Source organism: Methylobacterium sp. WL7, from assembly GCF_008040085.1.
Taxonomy (GTDB): Bacteria; Pseudomonadota; Alphaproteobacteria; order Rhizobiales; family Beijerinckiaceae; genus Methylobacterium; species Methylobacterium mesophilicum.
In genome coordinates this window covers 1-245 of record NZ_VRVG01000428.1, presented here as the reverse complement: position 1 = coordinate 245, position 245 = coordinate 1, and the positions used below count along the sequence as shown (strand labels likewise).

The following is a 245-nucleotide window of genomic DNA, read 5'->3' as shown; positions in this document are numbered from 1 at the left end:
TCGCCGCCACCGGTGGCCAGGCCGCCCGACAGGATCTGGCGCGAGGTTGCAACGCCGCCTGTGCCGGTTCCGCCCCCCGCGCCGCCTGTCGCCACCGCCGTGGCCACAAACTGCGTCGTGGCGATCTTGCCGAAGATCACCCGCAGCGGATCACCATCGCCCGACTCGACACCGGTGCCGATGTTGAGAGCCCGCTGGTTAGCGGACATGCCGCCCCCGCCAGGGGTCGAGCCAGCCGTCTGGAG

1 pseudogene is annotated in these 245 nt (G+C 71.8%); it reads right to left on the bottom strand.

The annotated features are described in order from the left end of the window. Positions 1–209 (bottom strand): annotated as a pseudogene (locus FV233_RS30055) (hypothetical protein); the annotation flags it as partial. Positions 210–245: the final 36 nt, after the last annotated feature.